Origin of the sequence: Prauserella oleivorans, assembly GCF_042685745.1 — a bacterium.
Lineage (GTDB): Bacteria > Actinomycetota > Actinomycetes > Mycobacteriales > Pseudonocardiaceae > Prauserella_A > Prauserella_A oleivorans.
This window is the reverse complement of sequence record NZ_JBHUNT010000001.1, coordinates 4,362,331-4,382,931: the sequence shown is the minus strand read 5'-3', so window position 1 is coordinate 4,382,931 and position 20,601 is coordinate 4,362,331. Positions and strand designations below refer to the sequence as shown.

The 20,601-nt window shown below is 71.5% G+C and carries 21 protein-coding genes; 18 read left to right on the top strand and 3 right to left on the bottom strand.

The annotated features are described in order from the left end of the window. The first annotated feature begins 107 nt into the window (after positions 1-107). From ACFSZT_RS21480 to ACFSZT_RS21425, 12 genes are all read left to right on the top strand, one after another. The gene (locus tag ACFSZT_RS21480; RefSeq protein WP_377386029.1) at positions 108-2,366 is read left to right on the top strand and encodes a polyribonucleotide nucleotidyltransferase; all 2,259 of its coding nucleotides are present in this window, start codon (positions 108-110) and stop codon (positions 2,364-2,366) included. A 103-nt stretch (positions 2,367-2,469) separates the two neighbouring features. Then, the gene (locus ACFSZT_RS21475; RefSeq protein ID WP_377386026.1) at positions 2,470-3,831 is read left to right on the top strand and encodes a M16 family metallopeptidase; all 1,362 of its coding nucleotides are present in this window, start codon (positions 2,470-2,472) and stop codon (positions 3,829-3,831) included. Next, entirely contained in the window at positions 3,828-4,583 is a 756-nt protein-coding gene (gene dapB, locus ACFSZT_RS21470) for a 4-hydroxy-tetrahydrodipicolinate reductase (protein ID WP_377386024.1), read from the top strand. The genes ACFSZT_RS21475 and dapB overlap by 4 nt, the downstream gene beginning before the upstream one ends. After that, the gene (locus ACFSZT_RS21465; RefSeq protein WP_377386021.1) at positions 4,580-5,026 is read left to right on the top strand and encodes a tetratricopeptide repeat protein; all 447 of its coding nucleotides are present in this window, start codon (positions 4,580-4,582) and stop codon (positions 5,024-5,026) included. The genes dapB and ACFSZT_RS21465 overlap by 4 nt, the downstream gene beginning before the upstream one ends. Positions 5,027-5,179: 153 nt before the next feature. Further along, entirely contained in the window at positions 5,180-6,670 is a 1,491-nt protein-coding gene (locus ACFSZT_RS21460) for a hypothetical protein (RefSeq protein WP_377386018.1), read from the top strand. After that, entirely contained in the window at positions 6,667-7,656 is a 990-nt protein-coding gene (locus tag ACFSZT_RS21455) for an acyl-CoA dehydrogenase family protein (protein WP_377386015.1), read from the top strand. Before ACFSZT_RS21460 ends, ACFSZT_RS21455 begins: the two co-directional genes overlap by 4 nt. A 187-nt stretch (positions 7,657-7,843) precedes the next feature. Next, positions 7,844-8,104, top strand: coding sequence for a hypothetical protein (locus tag ACFSZT_RS21450; protein WP_377386012.1), 261 nt, complete (start codon positions 7,844-7,846; stop codon positions 8,102-8,104). An 80-nt stretch (positions 8,105-8,184) separates the two neighbouring features. Continuing rightward, on the top strand, positions 8,185-9,057 hold the full coding sequence (locus ACFSZT_RS21445) for a hypothetical protein (protein ID WP_377386009.1): 873 nt from the start codon (positions 8,185-8,187) through the stop codon (positions 9,055-9,057). Beyond that, the gene (locus ACFSZT_RS21440; protein ID WP_377386006.1) at positions 9,035-10,846 is read left to right on the top strand and encodes an ABC transporter ATP-binding protein; all 1,812 of its coding nucleotides are present in this window, start codon (positions 9,035-9,037) and stop codon (positions 10,844-10,846) included. The genes ACFSZT_RS21445 and ACFSZT_RS21440 overlap by 23 nt, the downstream gene beginning before the upstream one ends. A gap of 5 nt (positions 10,847-10,851) precedes the next feature. Beyond that, entirely contained in the window at positions 10,852-11,739 is an 888-nt protein-coding gene (locus tag ACFSZT_RS21435) for an alpha/beta fold hydrolase (RefSeq protein ID WP_377386003.1), read from the top strand. Then, the gene (locus ACFSZT_RS21430; RefSeq protein WP_377386000.1) at positions 11,729-12,310 is read left to right on the top strand and encodes a hypothetical protein; all 582 of its coding nucleotides are present in this window, start codon (positions 11,729-11,731) and stop codon (positions 12,308-12,310) included. Before ACFSZT_RS21435 ends, ACFSZT_RS21430 begins: the two co-directional genes overlap by 11 nt. Then, positions 12,307-13,446 (top strand): NAD(P)/FAD-dependent oxidoreductase, encoded by a 1,140-nt coding sequence (locus tag ACFSZT_RS21425; protein ID WP_377385997.1) that lies wholly within the window; start codon positions 12,307-12,309, stop codon positions 13,444-13,446. Before ACFSZT_RS21430 ends, ACFSZT_RS21425 begins: the two co-directional genes overlap by 4 nt. Before the next feature lie 41 nt (positions 13,447-13,487). On the opposite strand, the gene ACFSZT_RS21420 is transcribed toward ACFSZT_RS21425, so the two are convergent. Continuing rightward, complete coding sequence (locus ACFSZT_RS21420) at positions 13,488-13,754, bottom strand: hypothetical protein (protein WP_377385995.1); 267 nt, start codon at positions 13,752-13,754, stop codon at positions 13,488-13,490. A 199-nt stretch (positions 13,755-13,953) separates the two neighbouring features. Between ACFSZT_RS21420 and ACFSZT_RS21415 the strand changes: the two genes are divergently transcribed. Further along, entirely contained in the window at positions 13,954-14,619 is a 666-nt protein-coding gene (locus ACFSZT_RS21415) for a GOLPH3/VPS74 family protein (protein ID WP_377385992.1), read from the top strand. A gap of 11 nt (positions 14,620-14,630) precedes the next feature. Here ACFSZT_RS21415 and ACFSZT_RS21410 read toward each other — a convergent pair whose 3' ends face one another. After that, positions 14,631-15,011: a thiol-disulfide oxidoreductase DCC family protein gene (locus ACFSZT_RS21410; protein WP_377385989.1), complete on the bottom strand. Its 381-nt coding sequence runs from the start codon at positions 15,009-15,011 to the stop codon at positions 14,631-14,633. Beyond that, on the bottom strand, positions 15,004-15,741 hold the full coding sequence (locus ACFSZT_RS21405; protein ID WP_377385986.1) for a helix-turn-helix transcriptional regulator: 738 nt from the start codon (positions 15,739-15,741) through the stop codon (positions 15,004-15,006). The genes ACFSZT_RS21410 and ACFSZT_RS21405 overlap by 8 nt, the downstream gene beginning before the upstream one ends. A gap of 409 nt (positions 15,742-16,150) precedes the next feature. On the opposite strand from ACFSZT_RS21405, the gene ACFSZT_RS21400 reads away from it, so the two are divergent. From ACFSZT_RS21400 to ACFSZT_RS21380, 5 genes are read left to right on the top strand one after another with little or no spacing between them, the layout of a single operon-like run. Then, positions 16,151-17,038: a hypothetical protein gene (locus ACFSZT_RS21400; RefSeq protein ID WP_377385984.1), complete on the top strand. Its 888-nt coding sequence runs from the start codon at positions 16,151-16,153 to the stop codon at positions 17,036-17,038. Further along, on the top strand, positions 17,035-18,006 hold the full coding sequence (locus ACFSZT_RS21395; protein ID WP_377385982.1) for an alpha/beta fold hydrolase: 972 nt from the start codon (positions 17,035-17,037) through the stop codon (positions 18,004-18,006). The genes ACFSZT_RS21400 and ACFSZT_RS21395 overlap by 4 nt, the downstream gene beginning before the upstream one ends. Further along, positions 18,003-18,611 carry a hypothetical protein gene (locus ACFSZT_RS21390; protein ID WP_377385979.1) on the top strand — a complete coding sequence of 203 codons (609 nt, stop codon included), beginning with the start codon at positions 18,003-18,005 and terminating at the stop codon, positions 18,609-18,611. Before ACFSZT_RS21395 ends, ACFSZT_RS21390 begins: the two co-directional genes overlap by 4 nt. Beyond that, the gene (locus tag ACFSZT_RS21385) at positions 18,596-19,336 is read left to right on the top strand and encodes a class I SAM-dependent methyltransferase (RefSeq protein ID WP_377385977.1); all 741 of its coding nucleotides are present in this window, start codon (positions 18,596-18,598) and stop codon (positions 19,334-19,336) included. Before ACFSZT_RS21390 ends, ACFSZT_RS21385 begins: the two co-directional genes overlap by 16 nt. A gap of 2 nt (positions 19,337-19,338) precedes the next feature. Further along, complete coding sequence (locus ACFSZT_RS21380; protein ID WP_377386862.1) at positions 19,339-20,601, top strand: glycosyltransferase; 1,263 nt, start codon at positions 19,339-19,341, stop codon at positions 20,599-20,601.

The window sequence follows — 20,601 nt, the reverse complement described above, 5'->3', positions numbered from 1 at the left end:
GGGGTCATCCCCGAGGGCTTCGATCGATGACCGGCCTCGTACCTCGAGCGTGCCCCCGAAGGGCGGGGGAGAGCGCATCGTCCGGACGTACGAGGAGTAACACACCCATGACGGACGCAAGCGGCATCACCGTGCACGAAACCGAAGCCGTGATCGACAACGGCAAGTTCGGCACGCGCACGGTCCGCTTCGAGACGGGCAGGCTCGCCAAGCAGGCAGCAGGCGCCGTCGTCGCCTACCTGGACGACGAGACCATGCTGCTGTCGGCCACCACGGCTTCGAAGCAGCCCAAGGAACACTTCGATTTCTTCCCGCTCACGGTCGACGTCGAGGAGCGGATGTATGCCGCGGGACGCATCCCCGGCGCGTTCTTCCGCCGCGAGGGCCGCCCCTCCACCGACGCGATCCTGACCTGCCGGCTGATCGACCGTCCGCTGAGGCCGTCGTTCGCCGACGGCCTCCGCAACGAGATCCAGGTCGTCATCACGGTGCAGAGCCTGCACCCCGAGGACCCCTACGACGTGCTGGCGATCAACGCGGCGTCGGCCTCCACCCAGATCGGCGGCCTGCCGTTCTCCGGCCCGATCGGCGGCGTGCGCATGGCCCTGATCGAGGACCAGTGGGTGGCGTTCCCGACGTGGTCGCAGCTGGAGAAGGCCACCTTCAACATGGTCGTCGCCGGCCGTGTCGTCGGTGACCGGCCCGACGACGTCGCCATCATGATGGTCGAGGCCGAGGGCACCGAGAACACCATCGACCTGATCGCCCAGGGCGCCACCGCGCCGACCGAGAAGGTCGTGGCCGAGGGCCTGGACGCGGCCAAGCCGTTCATCCGGGTGCTCTGCGAGGCGCAGCAGAAGCTCGCCGACGCGGCCGCCAAGCCGACCGGCGACTTCCCGCTTTTCCCGGCCTACCAGCAGGACGCCTACGACGCCGTCGCGGCCATCGCGACCGACGACCTCGCCAAGGCGCTGGCCATCCCCGGCAAGCAGGACCGCGACAACGCGACCGACGAGGTCAAGGCCGCCGTGCTGGAGAAGGTCGGCATCGGAGAGGGCGAGGCCTTCGAGGGCCGCGAGAAGGAGATCGGCGCGGCGTTCCGGGCGCTCACGAAGAAGCTGATCCGCCAGCGCATCCTGCGCGACAAGATCCGCATCGACGGACGCGGCATCACCGACATCCGGCAGCTGGCCGCCGAGGTCTCCGTGGTGCCGCGCGCCCACGGCTCGGCGCTGTTCGAGCGCGGCGAGACCCAGATCCTGGGCGTCACCACGCTGAACATGCTCCGCATGGAGCAGCAGCTGGACACGCTGTCGCCCGAGACGTCCAAGCGCTACCTGCACCACTACAACTTCCCGCCGTTCTCCACCGGTGAGACCGGCCGCGTCGGCACGCCGAAGCGGCGCGAGATCGGCCATGGCATGCTCGCCGAGCGCGCGCTCGTGCCCGTGCTGCCGAAGCGGGACGAGTTCCCGTACGCCATCCGGCAGGTCTCGGAGGCCCTGGGCTCCAACGGCTCGACGTCGATGGGCTCGGTCTGCGCGTCCACGATGAGCCTGCTCAACGCCGGGGTGCCGCTCAAGGCTCCGGTGGCGGGCATCGCGATGGGCCTGGTGTCCGACGAGGTGGACGGCGAGACGCGCTATGTCGCACTCACCGACATCCTCGGCGCCGAGGACGCCTTCGGCGACATGGACTTCAAGGTCGCGGGCACGAAGGACTTCATCACCGCCCTGCAGCTCGACACCAAGCTCGACGGGATCCCGTCGGACGTCCTGGCCGGTGCGCTGAACCAGGCCCGCGACGCCCGGCTGACGATCATGGACGTGATGTCCGAGGCGATCGCCGAGCCGGACGAGATGAGCCCGTACGCGCCGCGCGTCACCAGCGTGAAGATCCCGGTGGACAAGATCGGCGAGGTCATCGGCCCGAAGGGCAAGATGATCAACTCGATCACCGAGGAGACCGGCGCCGACATCTCCATCGAGGACGACGGCACGATCTACGTGGGTGCCGCCGACGGCCCGTCCGCGACCGCCGCGATCGACAAGATCAACGCGATCGCCAACCCGCAGCTGCCCAAGGTCGGTGAGCGCTTCCTCGGCACGGTCGTCAAGACCGCCGCCTTCGGCGCCTTCGTCTCGCTGCTGCCGGGCAAGGACGGCCTGGTGCACATCTCGAAGCTGGGCAACGGCAAGCGGATCGGCAAGGTCGAGGACGTCGTCAACGTCGGCGACAAGCTCCGGGTGGAGATCGCCGACATCGACAGCCGCGGCAAGATCAGCCTGGTCGTCGTGAAGGACGAGGACGAGCAGGAGGGCGGCGAGAAGGCCGAGGCCTCCGGCCAGGCCGACGCCGCGAAGTAACGACTCCGCGGTAGCACCAGAAACACACACCGTGTCACGAACGACCCGCCGCCGGCGCTCGCAGCCGGAGGCGGGTCGTTCCTGACTTGTCGAAGCAAGGTTTATGGCGGCACAGATTCCCGGGCACGAACAGCCCGCGGGCACGACCAGGAAGCTGGAGTCCACTCCGGACGGTGCGCTGGTGAAGCGGACGGTCCTGCCCGGAGGCTTGCGAGTCATCACCGAGCACGTTCCCGGCGTGCGGTCGGCCACCGTCGGGCTGTGGGTCGGCATCGGCTCGCGCGACGAACAGCCTGCCGTCGCCGGCGCGGCGCACTACCTGGAACACCTGCTGTTCAAGGGCACCGGCAAGCGGGACGCGACGCAGATCGCCGAGGAGGTCGACGCCGTCGGCGGCGAGTTCAACGCGTTCACCGCGAAGGAACACACGTGCTACTACGCGCAGGTGCTCGACGAGGACTTGCCGCTGGCGGTGGATCTCGTCACCGACGTCGTGTTCGGCGCGACCTGTGCCGATTCCGATGTGGACACCGAGCGCAGCGTGGTGCTCGAGGAGATCGCGATGCGCGACGACGATCCCGAGGATCTGCTGCACGACACGTTCACCGAGACGATCCTCGACGGTCATCCGCTCGGCCGTCCCGTGCTGGGCACCGAGGAGTCGGTCCTGGGCATGTCGCCGCCCGCGCTGCGCCGGTTCTACCGGCGCCGGTACGTGCCGCCGAGGATGGTCCTCGCTGTGGCCGGGAACATCACCCACGCCGCGGTGGTGCGCCTGGTGCGCACGGCGTTGCGGGACCGGCTCGGTGGTGACGGGACGCCCGTGGCGCCGCGGCGTGGCCAGGCGCGGGTTCGCCGCGCGCACAAGCTCGCGCTGCGCACCGACGACACCGAGCAGGCACATCTGATGCTGGGCATGCCTGCCCTGAGCAGGCACGACGACCGGCGGTTCACGCTGTCGGTCCTCAACGCCGCGCTGGGCGGTGGGATGAGCTCGCGGTTGTTCCAGGAGATCCGGGAACGCCGTGGCCTCGCCTACCAGGTGTACTCCTCCGTGGCGAGCTACGCCGACACCGGCCATCTGTCGGTGTACGCGGGATGCCAGCCCGACAAGCTGGGCGAGGTCACGTCGGTCGTGCGGGACGTCCTCGACGACGTCGCCGCCCACGGGCTCGACGACGCCGAGGTGGCGCGCGCCAAGGGCCAGCTGCGCGGCGGGCTGGTGCTGGGCATGGAGGACACCGCCTCCCGCATGACCCGGCTCGGCAAGAACGAGCTCAACTACGGCCACTACTACAGCGTCGACGACACCGTGGCCCGCATCGACGCGGTCACCACCGAGGACGTCGCCGCGCTCGCGCGGACACTGCTGCGCAGGCCGGCAGGCCCGACAACCGCCGTCGTGGTGGGACCGTACGCTCACGACGACGACCTCCCCGACGAACTGCACGAGGTGATCGCATGACGGACAACCCCATTCGCGTCGCTGTGCTCGGCCCGCGTGGTCGCATGGGGGCGCAGACCGTGCGCGCGGTCGAGGGCGCGCCGGACATGGACCTCGTGGCGACCGTGGGTTCCGGTGACGACCTCGCCGCCGTGGTGGACGCGAAAGCCGACGTCGTCGTCGACTTCACCCGGCCCGACGTCGTGATGGACAACCTGCGCTTCGCCGTGGACAACGGCCTGCACGCCGTGGTCGGCACGACCGGCTTCACCGAGGAGCGGCTCGCGGAGGTGCGCGGATGGCTCGCGGGCAAGCCCGGGATCGGCGTGCTGATCGCGCCGAACTTCGCGCTCGGTGCCGTGCTCGCGATGCGCTTCGCCCAGCAGGCGGCGAAGTTCTACGCCTCGGCCGAAGTGATCGAACTGCACCACAACCGGAAGGCCGACGCGCCCTCGGGCACGGCCGCGCACACCGCCGGGTTGATCTCCCAGGCCCGCGCGGCCGCCGGGCTCGCTCCGGGCAGCGACGCCACGACGTCCGAACTGGACGGTGCCCGCGGTGCCACCGTCGGCGACGTGCGCGTGCATTCGGTGCGGCTGCCGGGGCTTGTCGCGCACGAGGAGATTCTCTTCGGCGCGGAGGGGGAGACCCTGACCATTCGGCACGACTCGATGGACCGGGTGTCGTTCATGCCCGGCGTGCTGCTGGGCATCCGTCAGGTGCCGAACCGTCCGGGGTTGACGGTCGGCCTGGAACACGTGCTCGACCTGTGAGGGCCCGCAACGTCGCGATCCTGCTCACCGCCGGCGTCGCGGTGTACCTCGTGCTGCTCGCCGGGCGGGCGGTGGCGCTCCTGCGGACCGGCGAGACGGTGCCCGTGCTGCTCGGCGTCGGCGTGCTGCTGCTGCCGATCCTGGGCGTGTGGATGCTGGTGACCACGTGGCGCTCCGGCAACCAGATCCAGCGGCTCGCCCGCAGACTCGAGGCGGAGGGCGGACTGCCCGACGTGGCGGACCTGCCGCGGATGCCGTCCGGCCGCGTCGACCGCAAGGCCGCCGACGCGTGGTTCGACCAGCGCCGTGCCGAGGTGGAGGACGAGCCGGGGGACTGGCGCCGCTGGTACCGGCTGGCCTACGCCTACGACATCGCGGGCGACCGGCGGCGTGCACGGGCGACCATGCGCAAGGCGATCGAACTCGAGGCCGCCGAGCGCTGAGACCGACCGTGATCGGGTGGTGACGCCGGTCCGTGTCGATCCCGCGCCCGGATCCACCCACGATCTCCGCCAAATGACGGAGGCGGCGCCGGTACGACGCCGCCTACCGTCGGGGCCGGAACACGACGGCACGGAGAGTGGTGGATCAGCCCAGTGACGCGGACGTACCGGATCGCGGCCCCGGCCGCATGGGCGTGGCCGGTGCTCGCGTCCCCGCAGTCGTGGCCGTCGCTCGGTGCCGGAGAGCTGACCGTGCGCCTGCTGCGCAAGCAGGGACGGCGTGCGCTCTACCGCGCATCCGGCCGCGGGGTCGAGGTGACCTTCCTCGTCGTCGCCGGGGCCGAGTCGGCCACGCTGCATCCGGTGCCCGACGACGCCGATCTCGCCGACCCAGGGCCGCCGGTGCTGACCTGGACCGTGCAGGAGCTGTCCGCCGACGAGTGCGAGCTGCGCTGGACGGCGCACGACCGGATCCCGCCGCCGCTCGACGCGTTCTGGACCGACCCCGCGTGCTCGGGCGTAGTCGCCTCTTGGGCAGCCGACATCCACCACGCCAGGACACAACCCGATCCGCTCGCCGCCGCGAGCGCACTCGCCGCGATGGCGCGCGCCGACGCGCCGCACGCCGAGGCTGCCGGAACGCTGGGCATGGGCACCGTCACCGCCCTGCGTGCGACCGGGCTGTTCCGGCTCGGCCTGCCGAAGGCGCTCGGTGGCGCCGACGTGGAGCCGCGGACGATCGTGTCCGCGGTCGCCGAGCTCAGCCGTGCCGACGCCGCGGCCGGCTGGTGTGCCTCGATCAGCGCGAACCAGTCCGCCTACACGGCCTGGCTGGACGAGGACGTCGCCCGCGACATGGCGGACGACGACGGCGGCCCGGTGGTCGCCGGTGCCACCGCGATCAGTGGCCGCGCCGAACCGGCCGGGGACACCGTGCTGGTGACCGGCCGGTGGCGGTTCAACAGCGGCTGTCTGCACGCCGACTGGCTGGTCGCCGGCGTATCGATGCCCGCGGACGAGGGCCGGATTCCCGTGCTCGCGTTCGTCCGTCCCGAGGACGCGACGATCCTCGGCACGTGGGACGTCGTCGGCCTCGCCGGCACCGGCAGCCACGACGTCGTCCTCGAGCAGACACCCGTGCCGCGCCGGCGGATCGCTCCGCTGTTCACGATGCCGGCTCGTGCCGGTGGCACCCTCCACCGGCTGAGCCCGTACAACATCCAGGCCGTGTTCATGCTCGGTGTGCCCCTCGGCCTCGCCCGCGGTGCCCTGGACGAACTGACCCGCCTCGTCGGCACTCCCGACGCCCGGGCCGCCGTCGAGCTGGCGAGGCTGGAGACCGACCTCGCCGCCGCCCGCGCGCTGGCACTGGACACCGTCGACGGCTACTGGTGCGAGCTGGCCACCGCCGCGGCACTACCACCGGCCTCGCAGGCACGGCTCGCCCTCGTACTCCGGCACGCCGTCGACACCGCCAAGCGCATCACGGCCACGGCCGCGCGCCTGGCCGGCCCGGACACGCCCGCCCACGCCACGCTGCGCCGGTTCGTGCGGGACGCGTTCGCCGTCGGAGCGCACCTGGCCGTGAGCGACGAGATCTACGAGCGCAACGCCGGCCGCCTGTACGCCGGAGCAGCCGGATGAGCGCGCCGGTGCGGGCGCGGCCCGCCGTGGGTCCCGACCTGGCGATGTGCCCGCGCGCGCTGCTCCGGACCTGCGAGGAGCTCGGCCACGACGACGCCCCGGCCGGCCTGCTGCTGGCGACGGGCCAGCTGTCCGCAGCGCTGCACCGGGCGCCGGACCACGTCCGCGATCGGGTCGGCCGCGACGGTTCGCTCACCGGATCGGTGCAGCCGGGCGGGCTGCTGCGCGCGGCCGCCGAAGGCGACGTCCTCACCGGTGAATGGGCGGCCGTGCCCGGTGCCGCCGACGCCGACTGGTTCGTCCTGGCCGCGGAACGCGCGGCGGACGGGCAGCCGGTCCTGGTCGTGCTGCCCGCCGGTCGCGCCGATCGCAGCGCCGCGGCCGGCGGTGGGTTCGACACGGCAGGCACCCGGCACGTCTCGGTTCAGGGCGTCACCGTGGACCGCGACCACATCGTGCCGGCGTTCGGCCCGTACCCGGACGGGGCGCAAGCGCCGCTGCCTCCTCCGGCGGTGCTGCGGTGTGCGATCACCGGCGTCGCGCTCGGCGTGGCACGCCGGGCGCTGCACGAACTCGTCACGACCGCGCGGCAACGATCCCGGCTCGGCGCGGTCACGCGCATGAGCGAGCAGCCGCTGCTGCGCGTGGAGCTGAACCGCGCGGTGCTCGCCTTCCGCGCGGCCCGGCAGCTCGCGCTCGCCGAGCTCGAGGAGCTTCCCCCGGACGGGCCGGGATCCGGCGCCGTTTCCCTGTCCCGGCGCACCGCCCTCGCCGCTGCACTGCTGCACGCACACCACGCCTCCATCGACGCCGTGCGGTTCGCCTTCGCCAAGGCGGGCGGTTCGGTGCTGCGGACCGGGCACCCGCTGGAGCGATGCTGGCGCACCGCCGAGGCGTTGTCGTGCCACCCCCTGTACGACGACCGGGCCGAACGGGAGGTCGCCCGCGCGCAGTTCGGTGACTACGTCTCCGCGCTCTGGCTGTGACGCCGCCCGCGTGCTCCCCACCGGAGCGAATGTCCACTCTGGCCGGTCCCGGTGCCGCTGCTGTCCGCCGCACCGGGCTCGACGTGGGCGCGCGCCGCGACAAATCCTTACTCTGATGGATGAGCGGGGTGTCGCGGGTTCTCTACGTTCGTCCCTGCAAGGCCAAACTCTGACCCGAGGAGAGCCCATGAGCAATGTCGAGTCGTTCGCGAACGAGCACGCGGACAACGTCCTCAACCCCCTGCAGGTCACCACGGCGCTGAGCCCGGTGCTGGCCACCCCGGCGTACGCGGCGTACGCGGGCGTGGCGGGCGTGGCGTTCACCGCCGGCCTGATCTCCGACGCCGTCGAGAGCCACCACGCCGCCGAGGTGAAGCCGTCCGGCCCGGTGCCGAACAACGGCTCCGTGGGGCAGCTGCTCGGCATGCGCGTCGACAGCATCAACTGACACCGCTTGTCGCTGCTGCCGTGGCGCCCGGGCTCGTCCGGGGCGCCACGGCACCCACCCCGAGAGAGAAGTGAGCCGCCGTGGCGTTGACCGCGTTGTTGGATTCCCGGCCGAAACGCCGCATCGATCTCGGCACGCAGGACCGTGCCCTGCGGCGGGTCGAGCAACTCACCGGGCTCGGCGCCGCCGTGTCCTCTTTGGAGTACCTGGCCTCCGGCAAGGACTTCGACCGGGGGGAACTGCTGAGCTGGGAGACCGCTCGCACCCGCTACCGGTGGATGACGGGGCGGTCCGAGAAGGTGCTCGCGGCGGTGTTCGACAAGCCGGGCGTCCAGTGGCTGTTCGCGGCCCGGGTAGCGGCGGCCGCGACGTTGATGAACCCGAAGGCGTCGGCGCGGGCCAAGAGCGCCGCCGCGACCTATCTCGCCGGCACCAACTTCGCCATCCACGCACGCAGCCCCTACGGCTCCGACGGCTCGGAGACCGTGCTCACCATCTCCCTGACCACGCTGGCACTGTCCAAACTGTTCGCCGCGGATCCGAAGGCGCGGCAGGCATGCCTGTGGTTCATCGCCGCCCAGTCGTGCCTCTCCTACGGGATCGCCGGGGTGGCCAAGGCGATCTCGCCGGTGTGGCGGGATGGCAGCGCGATCCGGGACATCTTCCGGACCCGCATGTTCGGGCACCGTTTCGCGTTCGACGTGCTGCGCGGCCGGCCACGGCTGTGCCGCGCCCTCGGCCGGCTCACGATCGCCGGCGAGGTGCTGTTCCCGCTGGTACTCGTCGCTCCCCGGCCGGTCGCGCGCGGACTGCTCGCGGTCGGGGCGAGCTTCCACGCGAGCAACGCGGTCTTCATGGGCCTCAACCGGTTCGTGTGGGCGTTCCTCGGCACCTATCCGGCCATCGTGTACTGCTCGCGGGCTCTCGGCCGTGACGACCGCAAGCCCCGCTGAACAGCGCCCCGCCGGCACGGCGGCATCCCCGGCCGGTGGTGGCCTCGTCCGGGCCGTCACGCGGCGGCATCTGCCCAAGATCCACCTCGCGGTGGTGCTCGGCCTGGCGGCCGCGGCCGCGGGCCTCGCCCAGCCGGTGCTCATCGGTGACCTGATCGACGCGGTCGGCGCCGGGAGCGGCCTGGTCGCGCCGATCGCCTTCGTGGTCGTGCTGTTCCTCGCCGACGCGGCGCTGACCTCGGTGCAGGCGTACGTGATGGGACACGCGGGCGAGAGCATCGTCTACGACACACGCACCGCGCTGGTCGACCGGGTGCTGGGAGCCGACGTCGCGGCGTTCGGCAAGCTCCGCCAAGGCGACGTCTTCGCCCGGATCGTCACCGACACGTCCATCCTGAAGAGCGCCTGGTCGCAGAGCGTCGCCGGCATCGTGGTCGACGCCGCGATGGTGGTCGGCGGCATCGCGCTCATGCTCGTGCTCGACCCTGTGCTGCTCGGCGTCACGGCCGTGTGCCTGACCGCGTCCGGCCTGGTCGCGCTGGTACTGGCGAAGCGGCTGCGCAAGGCCGCCCAGCAAAGCCGCGCGATCACCGGCGACCTCGGCGCCGACGTCCAGCGTGCACTGGCCGCGCTGAGCACCGTCAAGGCCTGCCGGGCGGAGCGGTTCGAGGGGTACCGCATCGGCGCGGTCGCACTGCGCGCACGCCGGTCCGGGGTCAGGGTGAGCGCGTTGAGCGCGATGCTCTCGCCCGCGATGAGCGTCGGCCTCCAGGCCTCGCTCGCGGCGGTGATCGTCACCGGAGCAAGCCGGGTGGCCGGCGGCTCCATGACCGCGGCCGACCTCACCGCGTTCGTCATGTACCTCTTCTACCTCGTGTCGCCACTGGTGATGATGCTGCTGGGCATCGGGCAGCTGCAGCAGGGCCGGGCCGCGATCGGGCGGATCGACGAACTCGCCGCGATCGAACAGGAGCCGATGCCGGCGGCGCCGTCCTACGCCGCACAGCCGTGGGGGGCCGGGGGCATGGCGGTCGAGTTTCAGGGGGTGCGGTTCGGCTACGAGCCCGGCGAACCGACCCTGCGTGGCGTGTCGTTCACCGCACCGTCGCAGGGCCTCACCGCGATCGTCGGGCCGTCGGGCGCGGGCAAGACGACCTTGCTGCAGCTGCTCATGCGGTTCCACGAGGCCGACGGGGGCCGCATTCTGCTGGGCGGCGAGAACATCGCGCGGCTCCCGCTGCCCGTGCTGCGCGGCCTCGTCGGCTACGTGCAGCAGGACAGCCCGCTGCTGCGGGGCACCCTCCACGAGAACCTGCTCTACGGCGTCCCGAGCGCGACGGCCGACGACATCCACCGGGCACTGTGGCTCGCCGGCCTCGAGGACGTGGTGCGCAGGCTGCCGCGGGGTCTCTCGACCGAGATCGGCGACAGCGGGCTCGGCCTGTCCGGCGGGCAGCGTCAACGACTCGCCATCGCCAGGATGCTCGTCCGCAGGCCGGCCGTGCTCCTGCTGGACGAAGCGACGTCCAATCTGGACTCCGAGTCCGAGCTCCTGCTGCGCCGGAGCGTGCGGTCCATCGCCGCGGAGTGCACCGTTCTCAGCGTGGCCCACCGGATGTCCACAGTGGTCGATGCCGATCGGATCGTGGTGCTGGAACGGGGAATGGTCCACGATGTCGGCACGCATGCCGAGCTGCTGCGCACGAGCCCGCTGTACCGGCGCCTCGCGGCCATCCAGCGCCGGGACGGCGAGCAGCACGCCGCGCCTGTCCACACCGAAGGTAGGTGAACACGATGGAGGACGATCGTCCCGCCGGTCGGCTGGTCCGGGTCGGGCACCGGTCCGTGCATGTTCTGGACCGCGGCTCACCCGGGGCCGGTCCAACCGTGGTGTTCGAGAGCGGGCTCGCCTCGCCCCTGCAGTCCTGGACGTGGGTGCAGGAGGCCGTCGGCCGACAGGCCCGGACCATCAGCTACGAGCGCGCCGGAACCGGGTGGAGCACACCCGGCCGCGGGCGACGCACGGTGCCGCGGCTCGCCGCCGAACTGCACGAGCTGCTGACCGCGCTGGAGGTGCACGAGCCGATCGTGCTCGTCGGGCACTCGTTCGGTGGCCTCGTCGTCCGGTGCTTCGCGGGCACGTACCCGGAGCGGGTCGCGGGAGCGGTGTTCGTCGACGCGCTGCATCCCGAGGAGCTGCGCCGCTCGGCCACCCAGCGCCGGGGCATGGCGTGGCTCGAACAGTCGCTCACGACCTCGGCCCTGCAGTCGGTGCTGCGGCTCGGGAACAAACGCATCGCCGCCCAGTTCACCGAACTGCCGGAGGCGGCGGCCCGGCAGGCGCGCGCCCGGCTCGGCGTGCCCGGCGTGTGGCGCGCGGCGGCAGCGGAGCTGGTGTCCTGGAAGAACGGCGACCCGCGCGACGTGGCTACCGGGACCTTCCCGCCGCACGTTCCCCTCGGCGTGGTGGTGTCCGGGGAGTCGCTGCGCAACGACGTGGCCCACCGCAAACTGCAGGACGAGCTGCTGACCTGGTCGGCGGACTCGTTCGCCGTGCTCGCCGAGGAGGCGAGCCACTTCGGTCTGGTACTCGACCGGACACACAGCCACGTCGTCGTCGACACGATCGGCGCGGTCCTCGCCAAGGTGGCGACGAGACGAGGAGAGCGCGTTGTTCGGTAGCCGATCGCGCCGGTCCACCGCGAAGCGGGCGGCGCTCTACGGACTCTTCGGAACCTGGTTCGGGCTCACCGTGGTCGGGCAGAAGCTGTACCGCGACGCGACCAAACGCACCGGCTGGGACAAGCTGTACCTGGTGATCCCGGACTGGCGCTTCTTCGCCCCCAACCCGGGCATCTACGACCATCACCTGCTGATGCGCGACGAACTCGCGGACGGCTCGCTCACCGGGTTCCGGGAGATCAGCAGTATGGAGGAGCGGACGTTGCTGCACGCGTTGTGGCATCCGCACCGGCGCGCGGAGAAGACCGTGTTCGACGTCGCGGCCGAGCTGCTGCGCTACGTCGGAGAGCACGGGCTGGTCCGCGGCGGGGCCGATCCGACCGTGCAGTTGTCCGTGCCCTACCTGACGCTGCTGGCACACGTCACCGCGCAGCAGCATCATCCGGACGCGGTGCGCACGCAGTTCCTGATCTGTGTCTCGGGTGGCTACGACGAGGAGGAGGAACCGACGATGGTGTTCCTGTCCGAGTTCCACTCGCTCGGCCGGCCCGTCGCGCGGTGCGTGTCGTGACCGCACCCCTGGTGGTGGTGGCCGGAGCGGGACTGGCGGGTGCCGCGTTCGCCGCGTGTGCCGCCGCCCGTGGCGCAGACGTTGTCGTCCTCGAGCGCACGACCCGCACGCCGGCGGGCGGCATCGAGGCGTTCGCGCCCGGTGTGCACCGGCTGCTCGCCGCGCTGTCGCTGCACGAGCGTGCCCACGCAGCGGGGTTCGCCCGGCAGGAGGTGTCGGTGCTCGACTGGGGCAACGGCGAGCAGCCGTGGCGCAGCCCGCACGCCGGAGCCGGGGCGTATGACCACGGCTGCCACGCCGGCTACGGGGAGTTCGTCGAGCTGCTGCTGTCCCGTGCCGTCGAGTCGGGTGCCCGGGTGCTCCGCGGCGCCGAGGTGCTGGAACCGGTCGTGGAACGCGACACGGTGACCGGCCTGCGGTACCACTACCGGGGCGAGGATCGGGCGGTGTCGGCCGACCTGGTGGCCGACGCCACCGGAGCCGACCGCGCGGTGTCCGGGCCGCTGTCACCCGCCGAGCGCGAGAGCGTGACGCACTGGATGGCACGGTCCCGAGTCGACGGTGGGTCCGAGGGGGAGTTCGTGCTCGCCCAGGCCCAAGACGGGGCGGAGTGGACCTGGTCCGTTCCCCTGCACAACGGGACCGGCCTCGGCACTCTCGTCGTCGGAGGTGACGACCGGGGACGCGGCGACGGCGAACGCTGGCGGGGCTGTCGCAGTGCCCGGCTCGCGGGAGCGGGCTGGCTCAGCGTCGGCGACGCCGCGGGGCGCGCCGACCCGGTGTTCCTCGAACCGGCGACCATCGCCGTGCTCGCGGCACACACCGCGGCGGAGGCCATCGGCCTGCTCAGTGGACCCGGCCGTGGTGAGTACGCCAAGCGCTATACGGCGTGTTACACCAGAATCCTCGACTGTGCCAGGGAGTTCGCGGCCTTCTGTCTCGACCCCGCGCGCCGCCGGGAGGACACCGAGACGCTGGTGCGGGGGCTCACCACGCTGATGGGAGAGGGAACCGGCGGCGCCCTGGCCGAACTCCGCAGTGCCCTCGCGGGACATCGCCCGCTGTTCGATGTGGAGTGTCCGGACGGCCCGCTGCTTGCCTCGCTGGCCATGCCGCGACAGCCGGAGATGCGGTAGGGCCGCCGCGCCTGGCCGGCCCTACCGCGTGCCCCGGAGTCTCAGCTGCGCAGGCCGCGGCGGCGCAGGGTGAGCAGTTCGGCCCCGGACTTGCCGTTCAGGCTCTCGCCGGGAAGGTCCACCTGGGACTCGTGGCCGACGAGGTCGGTCACCATGTTGCCCGCCGCGTAGAGCGCCGTGGCGGAAGCGACCACCGCAGCGATGCCGGGCGTGCCGAGCACCGGGGCGGCGCCGTCGGCCCGCTCCAGCGGGCGCAGCGCACCTTCGGCGGACATCGCGACGTCCGCCGCCTTTTCGATCGAGTTCATCGTGTTCACTCCCATCATTCGGTGAGCCGGATTCCGGCATCCCCGAGCGTAGGTACGCGGTAGGGCGGAAACATCAATGAAGTGAACGATTCGCGACGCGCGCTGTCGGGAAAACCGCTCGATGCGACGAAGACCGTGGCCTGCGGTACGTTCGTCGCCGTAAGCCGCTCGAATCCGACCAGAATGGGGGTCGCCCGACGTGCCTGACACAAATGGGACGCTGACATTGCCCGACGAATTCGTTCTGCTGCTGCACAACGGAGAAGGGGCGCACTTTCCGATCGAGATGCCCACGGTGGCGACCTCGGCAGCCAGGGTGGGCGAGCTCGCCCTGCGTTCCCGGGTGCGCGTGGAGGATCGGAAGTTGTCCGTGATCGACGAGTCCCCGGCGGGGATCCCGTGGTTCGACGAGCTGCTCGGACGGTTCGCGAAGAAGGGCGGAGGAGAGGGCAAGCCGGTCGATCTGGGTTCGTGGCTGACGTTCGAGCTCAGCACGTTCAGCGAGCACCGTGACGTGCTCGTGCAGAACGGGCTGCTGGACAAGCGAACGAAGAAGACGCTCGGCTTCATCAAGACGTCGGAGTACTACCCGGAACCCGGCGTGCGGGACCGGATCCTCGCGGACCTGAGCGCGGTGGCGCGGTCCGAACGCGAACCCGGCAACCGGACCGCGTTGCTGGCGGCGATCGTGCACGCCTGTGGTCTGGACAAGAAGCTCGGTTTCACCGACTCCGAGCGTGCCCGCCTCGACCGGATCTCGAAGGGCGAGGAGCTCGGCGAGTCCGTCGAGGACGTGGTCGCCGAGCTCGCGATCGCGATCACCACGACCATGACCGTGGTGCTCTTCGCCGCCACCGGCGAGTGACCGTGCGGTCGTCAGCCGACCCTGCAGGCCGACGACGCGCCCGGCATCCGGTACCGGTTGCGTGCGATCACGCGGTAGACGGCTCGCGCGAGCCGGCGCACTCCCGGCGCCGCGACGACCGCGCCGGCGACGCGCAGCCGGGAACGTGACGCGCGTACGGCGGCGGCGAGGGCGTCGGCCCCGCCCGTCACCGTTCCGTCGGGCAGTTCGAGGACGACCTCGTGGAGCAGACGGTCGACGGGTACGGGAAGCTTGTCGTCGTCGACCGTCTGCCACGGCACCGCCGGGCAGCCGAGCAGATCGTGGCTGTCCAGCCAGGTCACCGATTTCGTGCAGAACCCGCAGTCGCCGTCGAAGAGCAGCCGCGCGCCGGCGAGATCACGTTCAGGCATGACGCAGTTCCTTCCGGTCCACCGGACGCGCTGTGGCGCGGGATTGCGACGGCGGCGTCGGCGCCGGTGCCCGGTTGTCCATGAGCCCCAGTTGGTAGGCGAGCGCGGCCGCCTCGGTACGGTTCGACACCTCCAGCTTGCGCAGGATGCTCAGCACGTGCGAGCCCACCGTGGCGCGGCTGATGAACAGCCGTTTGGCGATCTCGGAGTTCGTTCTGCCCTCGGCGAGGTAGACCAGGACGTCGTGCTCGCGCCGGGTGAGCACGTCGAGCCGGCGTGCCGACGGCGACGTGATCAGGTCGACGATCTGGTCCCGGTACCGGTCGAGTACCTGGGAGGACAGGAAAAGCTTGCGGGCCGCGGCGGCGTGGATCGCGCTCGTGATGTGCCACGGCGAGTCGTTGACGAGCACGACGGCCGACACTCGCTGCGTCAGCATCGCGCTGATCTGGCTGATGTCGTCGTCGCAGACGACCACGACCGGGCGGAGCAGGTCGAGGCGAGCGGGTTCGCCGCAGAGCTCCTGCAGCGCCCCGCCACCGAGGGCCCGTGCTCTGAGCAGCCACACGTCCGGACGACCGTGGGGGATCTTCTTCGCCGCGTGTCTGACGGTCGGTGACACGTCACTGACCGCGATGTTGAAGCGGCCGGTGTCCATCGCATGCAACCAGGCGAAGAACGGTTCCGCCGCGCCCCGTCCGGTGTCGTCGATGATTCCGAGCGTGATCATGTGCCCCCAGTCTTCCGCGAGTCCCATGCCCGACGTTGGCCGGCTACACCGTGTGACCTACACCTGCGGCTGTGGTCCCTCGATGTCATCAGATGTGCTCTTAGCCATGACGATGCGTAGCATATCCCGGTTCCCGAACGTGGTGACCAAATTTCCCAAACCGGCCGCAATCGGCCATCGGGTTTCCGACCTGCCCGTTTGGGGGCGCACGGGTCACGCAGAACCCGACTTTCGTCGGGTGTTCCCGGGGAGTCATGCATCTGGCTGATGCCCCGGCGGTGCAAGGCCAACACGATGACGGACGAGGCGGTACCCCTGATCGCCCTAGGCTCGCTGCCTGGGCCGGCCCCGTACAACCCGGGAGCCGTCGGCGCCTGCCGGCCACCGATGCGGGTTTTTCGGAGGGAACATGCTGTCGCGCACACGCGCTGTCCGTTCGTCCACGACCGCGCCCCGCGACGAGGTCGACGCCGCCTTCCGGCACATCGAGCGCCTGACCGCGGTCGGCGCCACGATCAGTGCCGCCGAACTGCTGGCGACCGCGGACACGCTCGACGACAAGGGGCTGCTGGGGTGGCCGATCAACCGCACCCGGGTCCTCGGGCTGAACCGGGGCGCGGGCAGGCACCTGGACAAGGTGCTCCGGTATCCGCAGATCGTCGGGGTGATCCAGACCAGGCTGCTGTCGGGACTGGGGCTGCTCGCCCCGAAGGTCGGCCGGCGTGGCCGGGGTGTCGCGCTGGCGGGGATGGCCGGCACCGGTGCGGCGCTGAACCTGCGCAGCAACTTCGGTCTCGATGGTTCGGACCACTTTGCGTTCATCAACTTCGTCGCCGCACTGGTGGAGAAGCTCTTCCCGAACGACCGGCGCGCGCGGGAGGCCGTGCTGGCGTTCATCGCGGCGCAGAGTTGCCTGGCCTACTTCACCTCCGGCGCCGTGAAGCTGACCTCGCCGGTCTGGCGCAGCGGGGAGGCCATCACCGGCGTGTTCCGTACCCGGACCTACGGGGACAAGTTCTTCTACGACCTCACCAAGAACAACAAACCGCTCGCCAAGGCGGTCGCGTGGGGCGTGATGATCGCGGAGGTGCTGTTCCCGCTCGTGCTCGTGGCGCCGAAGCCGGTCGCCAGGGCGATCCTCGCCAGCGGCGTCGCCTTCCACCTGGGCAACGCCCGGTTCATGGGCCTCAACCGGTTCCTCTGGTCCTTCGTCGCCACCTATCCGGCGGTGGCCTACTTCTCCCGGTCGCTCGGTGTCGCCGCACGCAAGGGGCTCCCGGCGGACGGTGCCCGGTGAGCGGGCGCGCCACGCGGGTCGCCGCTCTCACCGCGGGCACCGCGGCGCTCGGCGCCGCGACGGCCGGGCTGTTGTGGGCGCGCCCCGAGGAGTGGCCCCCGCCGCCGGGCGAGCTGGTGGACGTCGCCGGAGAGACGCTGCACGTGCTCGCCGGCCGGGGTGGCAGCGGACCGACCGTGGTGTTCGAGAGCGCCCTGTCGTGCCCGTGCACCGAGTGGGCATGGGTGCTGCGCGCACTCGACGGGCGGATCCCGTACCTCGCCTACGACCGGCCCGGCAACGGCTGGAGCAGCCTGCGCACCTCGCCGGTCGCCGCGGCGGAGTTCAACGCGCTCACCCGCGACCTGCTGCGGTCGCTCGGGCTGCCCGGCCCGTACCTGCTCGTCGGGCACTCGGTCGGTGGCCTGCTGGTGCGGGCCTTCGCCGCCAATCACCCTGAGGACACGGCCGGGATCGTCCTCGTCGACTCGTCCCACCCCGACCAGCTCGACCGTTCGGCCGCCCAGCGGGACAGCATCGCGCTCATGCACCACGGTGTGGCGAGCATGATCCTGCGCACGCGGTTCGGAGTGCTGCGGGGCGACGACACCGACTTCGGTGCTCTCCACGAGCTGCCGCACGGCATCGCCGGACCCAGCGCCGGGGTCATGCGCCGTCCCGAACCGTGGCGCGCGGCCCGGCGCGAGCTCGGACTGTGGCACACCCGGTGGGCGGCCGAGGTGCGGAAGGCCGCCACCCCGGCGAGCACACCGGTCGCGGTGGTGACCTCGGGAGTACAGGCCACCGGCGACCCCGCGCATGCCCGGATGCAGGCCGAGCTCGCGGCGCTCTCGTCCGTGAGCAGGCACGACCTGGTCGCCGAGGCCACCCACGATGGGCTGGTCATGCAGGAGGAGAACGCCGCGCACGTCACGGACGCCGTCCGTTGGGCACTCGCGGCGCTACGGGAACGGGAGGCCACCGGATGAGGACCACGGGCGCGATCACCCTGGCGCGCAAGGTGTTGCGGACGGGCACCCGGTGGGGCCTGTACGGGTCGCTGGGCACCTGGTTCGCGCTCAGCGTGTGTCAGCAGGCAGGCCGCCCGCACCCACTCGGAACGAAACTGGACCCCACCACGATGGCGATCCCGAACTGGCGCTTCTTCGCACCGACCCCGGCGCGCCACGACTACAACGTGCTCTACCGCGACAAGCTGGCCGACGGCACTCTCACGTCCTGGCGCGAGCAGGAGATCACCAAGGAACGCACGCTGCTGCAGATGATCTGGCATCCGGGCAGGCGCATGGAGAAGGCGCTCTTCGACGTCGCCTCGGACCTGTTGAAAGCCACGGGCGTGGTCACGGAGGGCACGCGGATCCAGCTCACCGTCGGCTACCTCGCACTGCTGAACTTCGTGACCAACCAGGTCGAGCACCATCCCGAGGCCGTGCAGGTGCAGTTTTTGATCGCGCAGTCCGCGGGCCACGAGGAGTCCGTCGAGCCGCGGATGCTGTTCCTGTCGGAGTTCCACGCACTGGACACCCGGCCAGAACCGGCGACAGAAAGCGAGCTGCTGTGCCCTACCGCGTGAGGCCGGAGGCCTATGGCGAAGCCCTGTCCGAGGTTTACGACCGCATGTACGGCGAGATCGACACGCCGGCGGCGGTGGATTTCCTGCTGGCGCTGGCGGGACCCGGCGGGCGGGCCGTCGAGCTCGGGGCCGGCACCGGACGGCTCGCCGTCCCGCTGGCCGAGAAGGGCCTGCGGGTCCAAGCCGTCGAGGTGTCCGAGCACATGCTGGCCAAACTGCGGGAACGCGATCCGGGCGGGCTGGTGGACACCGTCCGGGCCGACTTCACCGAGCACGTCCCCGGGGAGAACGTCGACCTCTGCTTCATCGCGTGCAACACCCTGTTCATGGTTCCCGAGCGGGAGCGGCAGATCGAGACGCTGCGCAAGGTGGCCCAGGCCTTGGGGCCCGGCGGGACGCTCGTCGTCGAGGTGTACGACCCGACCGAGTTCCACCAGCTCAGCAAGCCGGAACTGCAGGCACGCCACCTCGCTCCGGACGAGCTGATGCTCGACACGATCACCGTCGATCGCGTCAACCAGGTGCTGGTGGAGATCCACACGCTGATCCGCGGCGGCTCGGTGTCCACCTACACCGAGCTCAGCCGCTACGCGTGGCCGAGCGAGCTCGACCTCATGGCGCGCCTGGCCGGTCTGTCCATGGTGGACCGGTTCGCGGACTGGACGCGGTCTCCGTTCACCGCGGCCGCCCACCGGCACATCACGCTCTACCGCAAGGCCGGGTGAGGATGCGCGTCAGCCTCGCCGTCATCGGTTCCCGCGGCGACGTGCAGCCGTTCCTCGCCCTCGGTGCCGCGCTGCGTGCCCGCGGGCACGACGTCGTGCTGGCCACCCACGCCGACTTCCGCGCGCTCGCCGGTGAGGCCGGACTCGACTTCCATGCCGTCCCGGGTAGCCCGCGGAACTACTTCTCCTCACCCGAGGTGGTCGAGTCGCTGCGCAAGGGCCCGTCGGTGTTGCGGCTGGCACGCAGCACGCCCAAGGTCGCCGCGGACGCTGCGGCCGCCGGCCTGGCCCAGCTCGACGCCTGCTTCGCTCCCGCGTTCGCCGGAGCGGACCTGATCGTCACCTCGGTGGCCAACCGGCACAGCTACCTGGCCGCGCCGCCGGACGTGCCGTGGGCGCTCGTGTCGTGGTATCCGAACACGCCGACGTCGGTGTTCCCGGCGATGGGCGCGCCCGCGTTGCCGCTGGGCGGCTGGTACAACCGGCTGACCCACCACGTGTCGCGGGCGATCGAATGGCGGCTCGCCCGCCCGATCGTCAATGCCTATCGCGCGCGGCTCGGCGCGGCTCCGCTCGGCCTGCGCGTGCCGTTCACCGCCGCCGAACGCGACCGGCCGTTGTTCTACCTGCACAGCCCGGCCGTGCTCCCGGCGCCCGCGGACTGGCCGGCGACCGTGCACGTCTGCGGGTACTGGTTCTGGGACCGCGCGTGGTCGCCCTCGCGCGAGCTGGTGGACGCCGTCGAGGCGGACCCGGCGCCGGTCGTGCTGTCGTTCGGCAGCCTGTGGCCCGCTGTCCCCGAGGGCAGTCTCGACGCGGTCGCGGACGCCGTCCGCCGCTGCGGCAGGCGGCTGATCGTGATCGACGGGCCGGACGAGGTCCCCTCCGGCGTGATCCGCGTGCACGACGCCGACTACACCTGGCTGTTCCCGAAGGCCGCGGCCGTCGTGCATCACGGCGGGTTCGGCACGGGGGCGGCCGCGCTGCGCGCCGGGGTCCCCCAGGTCGTGTTGCCGATCTTCATCGACCATCCGTACTGGGCGAAACGCATGGCCGCGCTCGGTGTGGCGCCGGACCCGGTGCCGGCGGCGAAGCTGGACCCGGCACGGCTCCGGGCGGCGATCCGGCGCGTGTTGCACGACGAGCGGATCCGGCACCGCGCCGCCGAGATCGGCCGCTACGTACGGGCCGACCGTGGTGTGGAGGCCGCGTGCGAGGAGCTGGAACGCTGGGTCGGGACCGGGATTCCGGTCCGCACGGGGTGA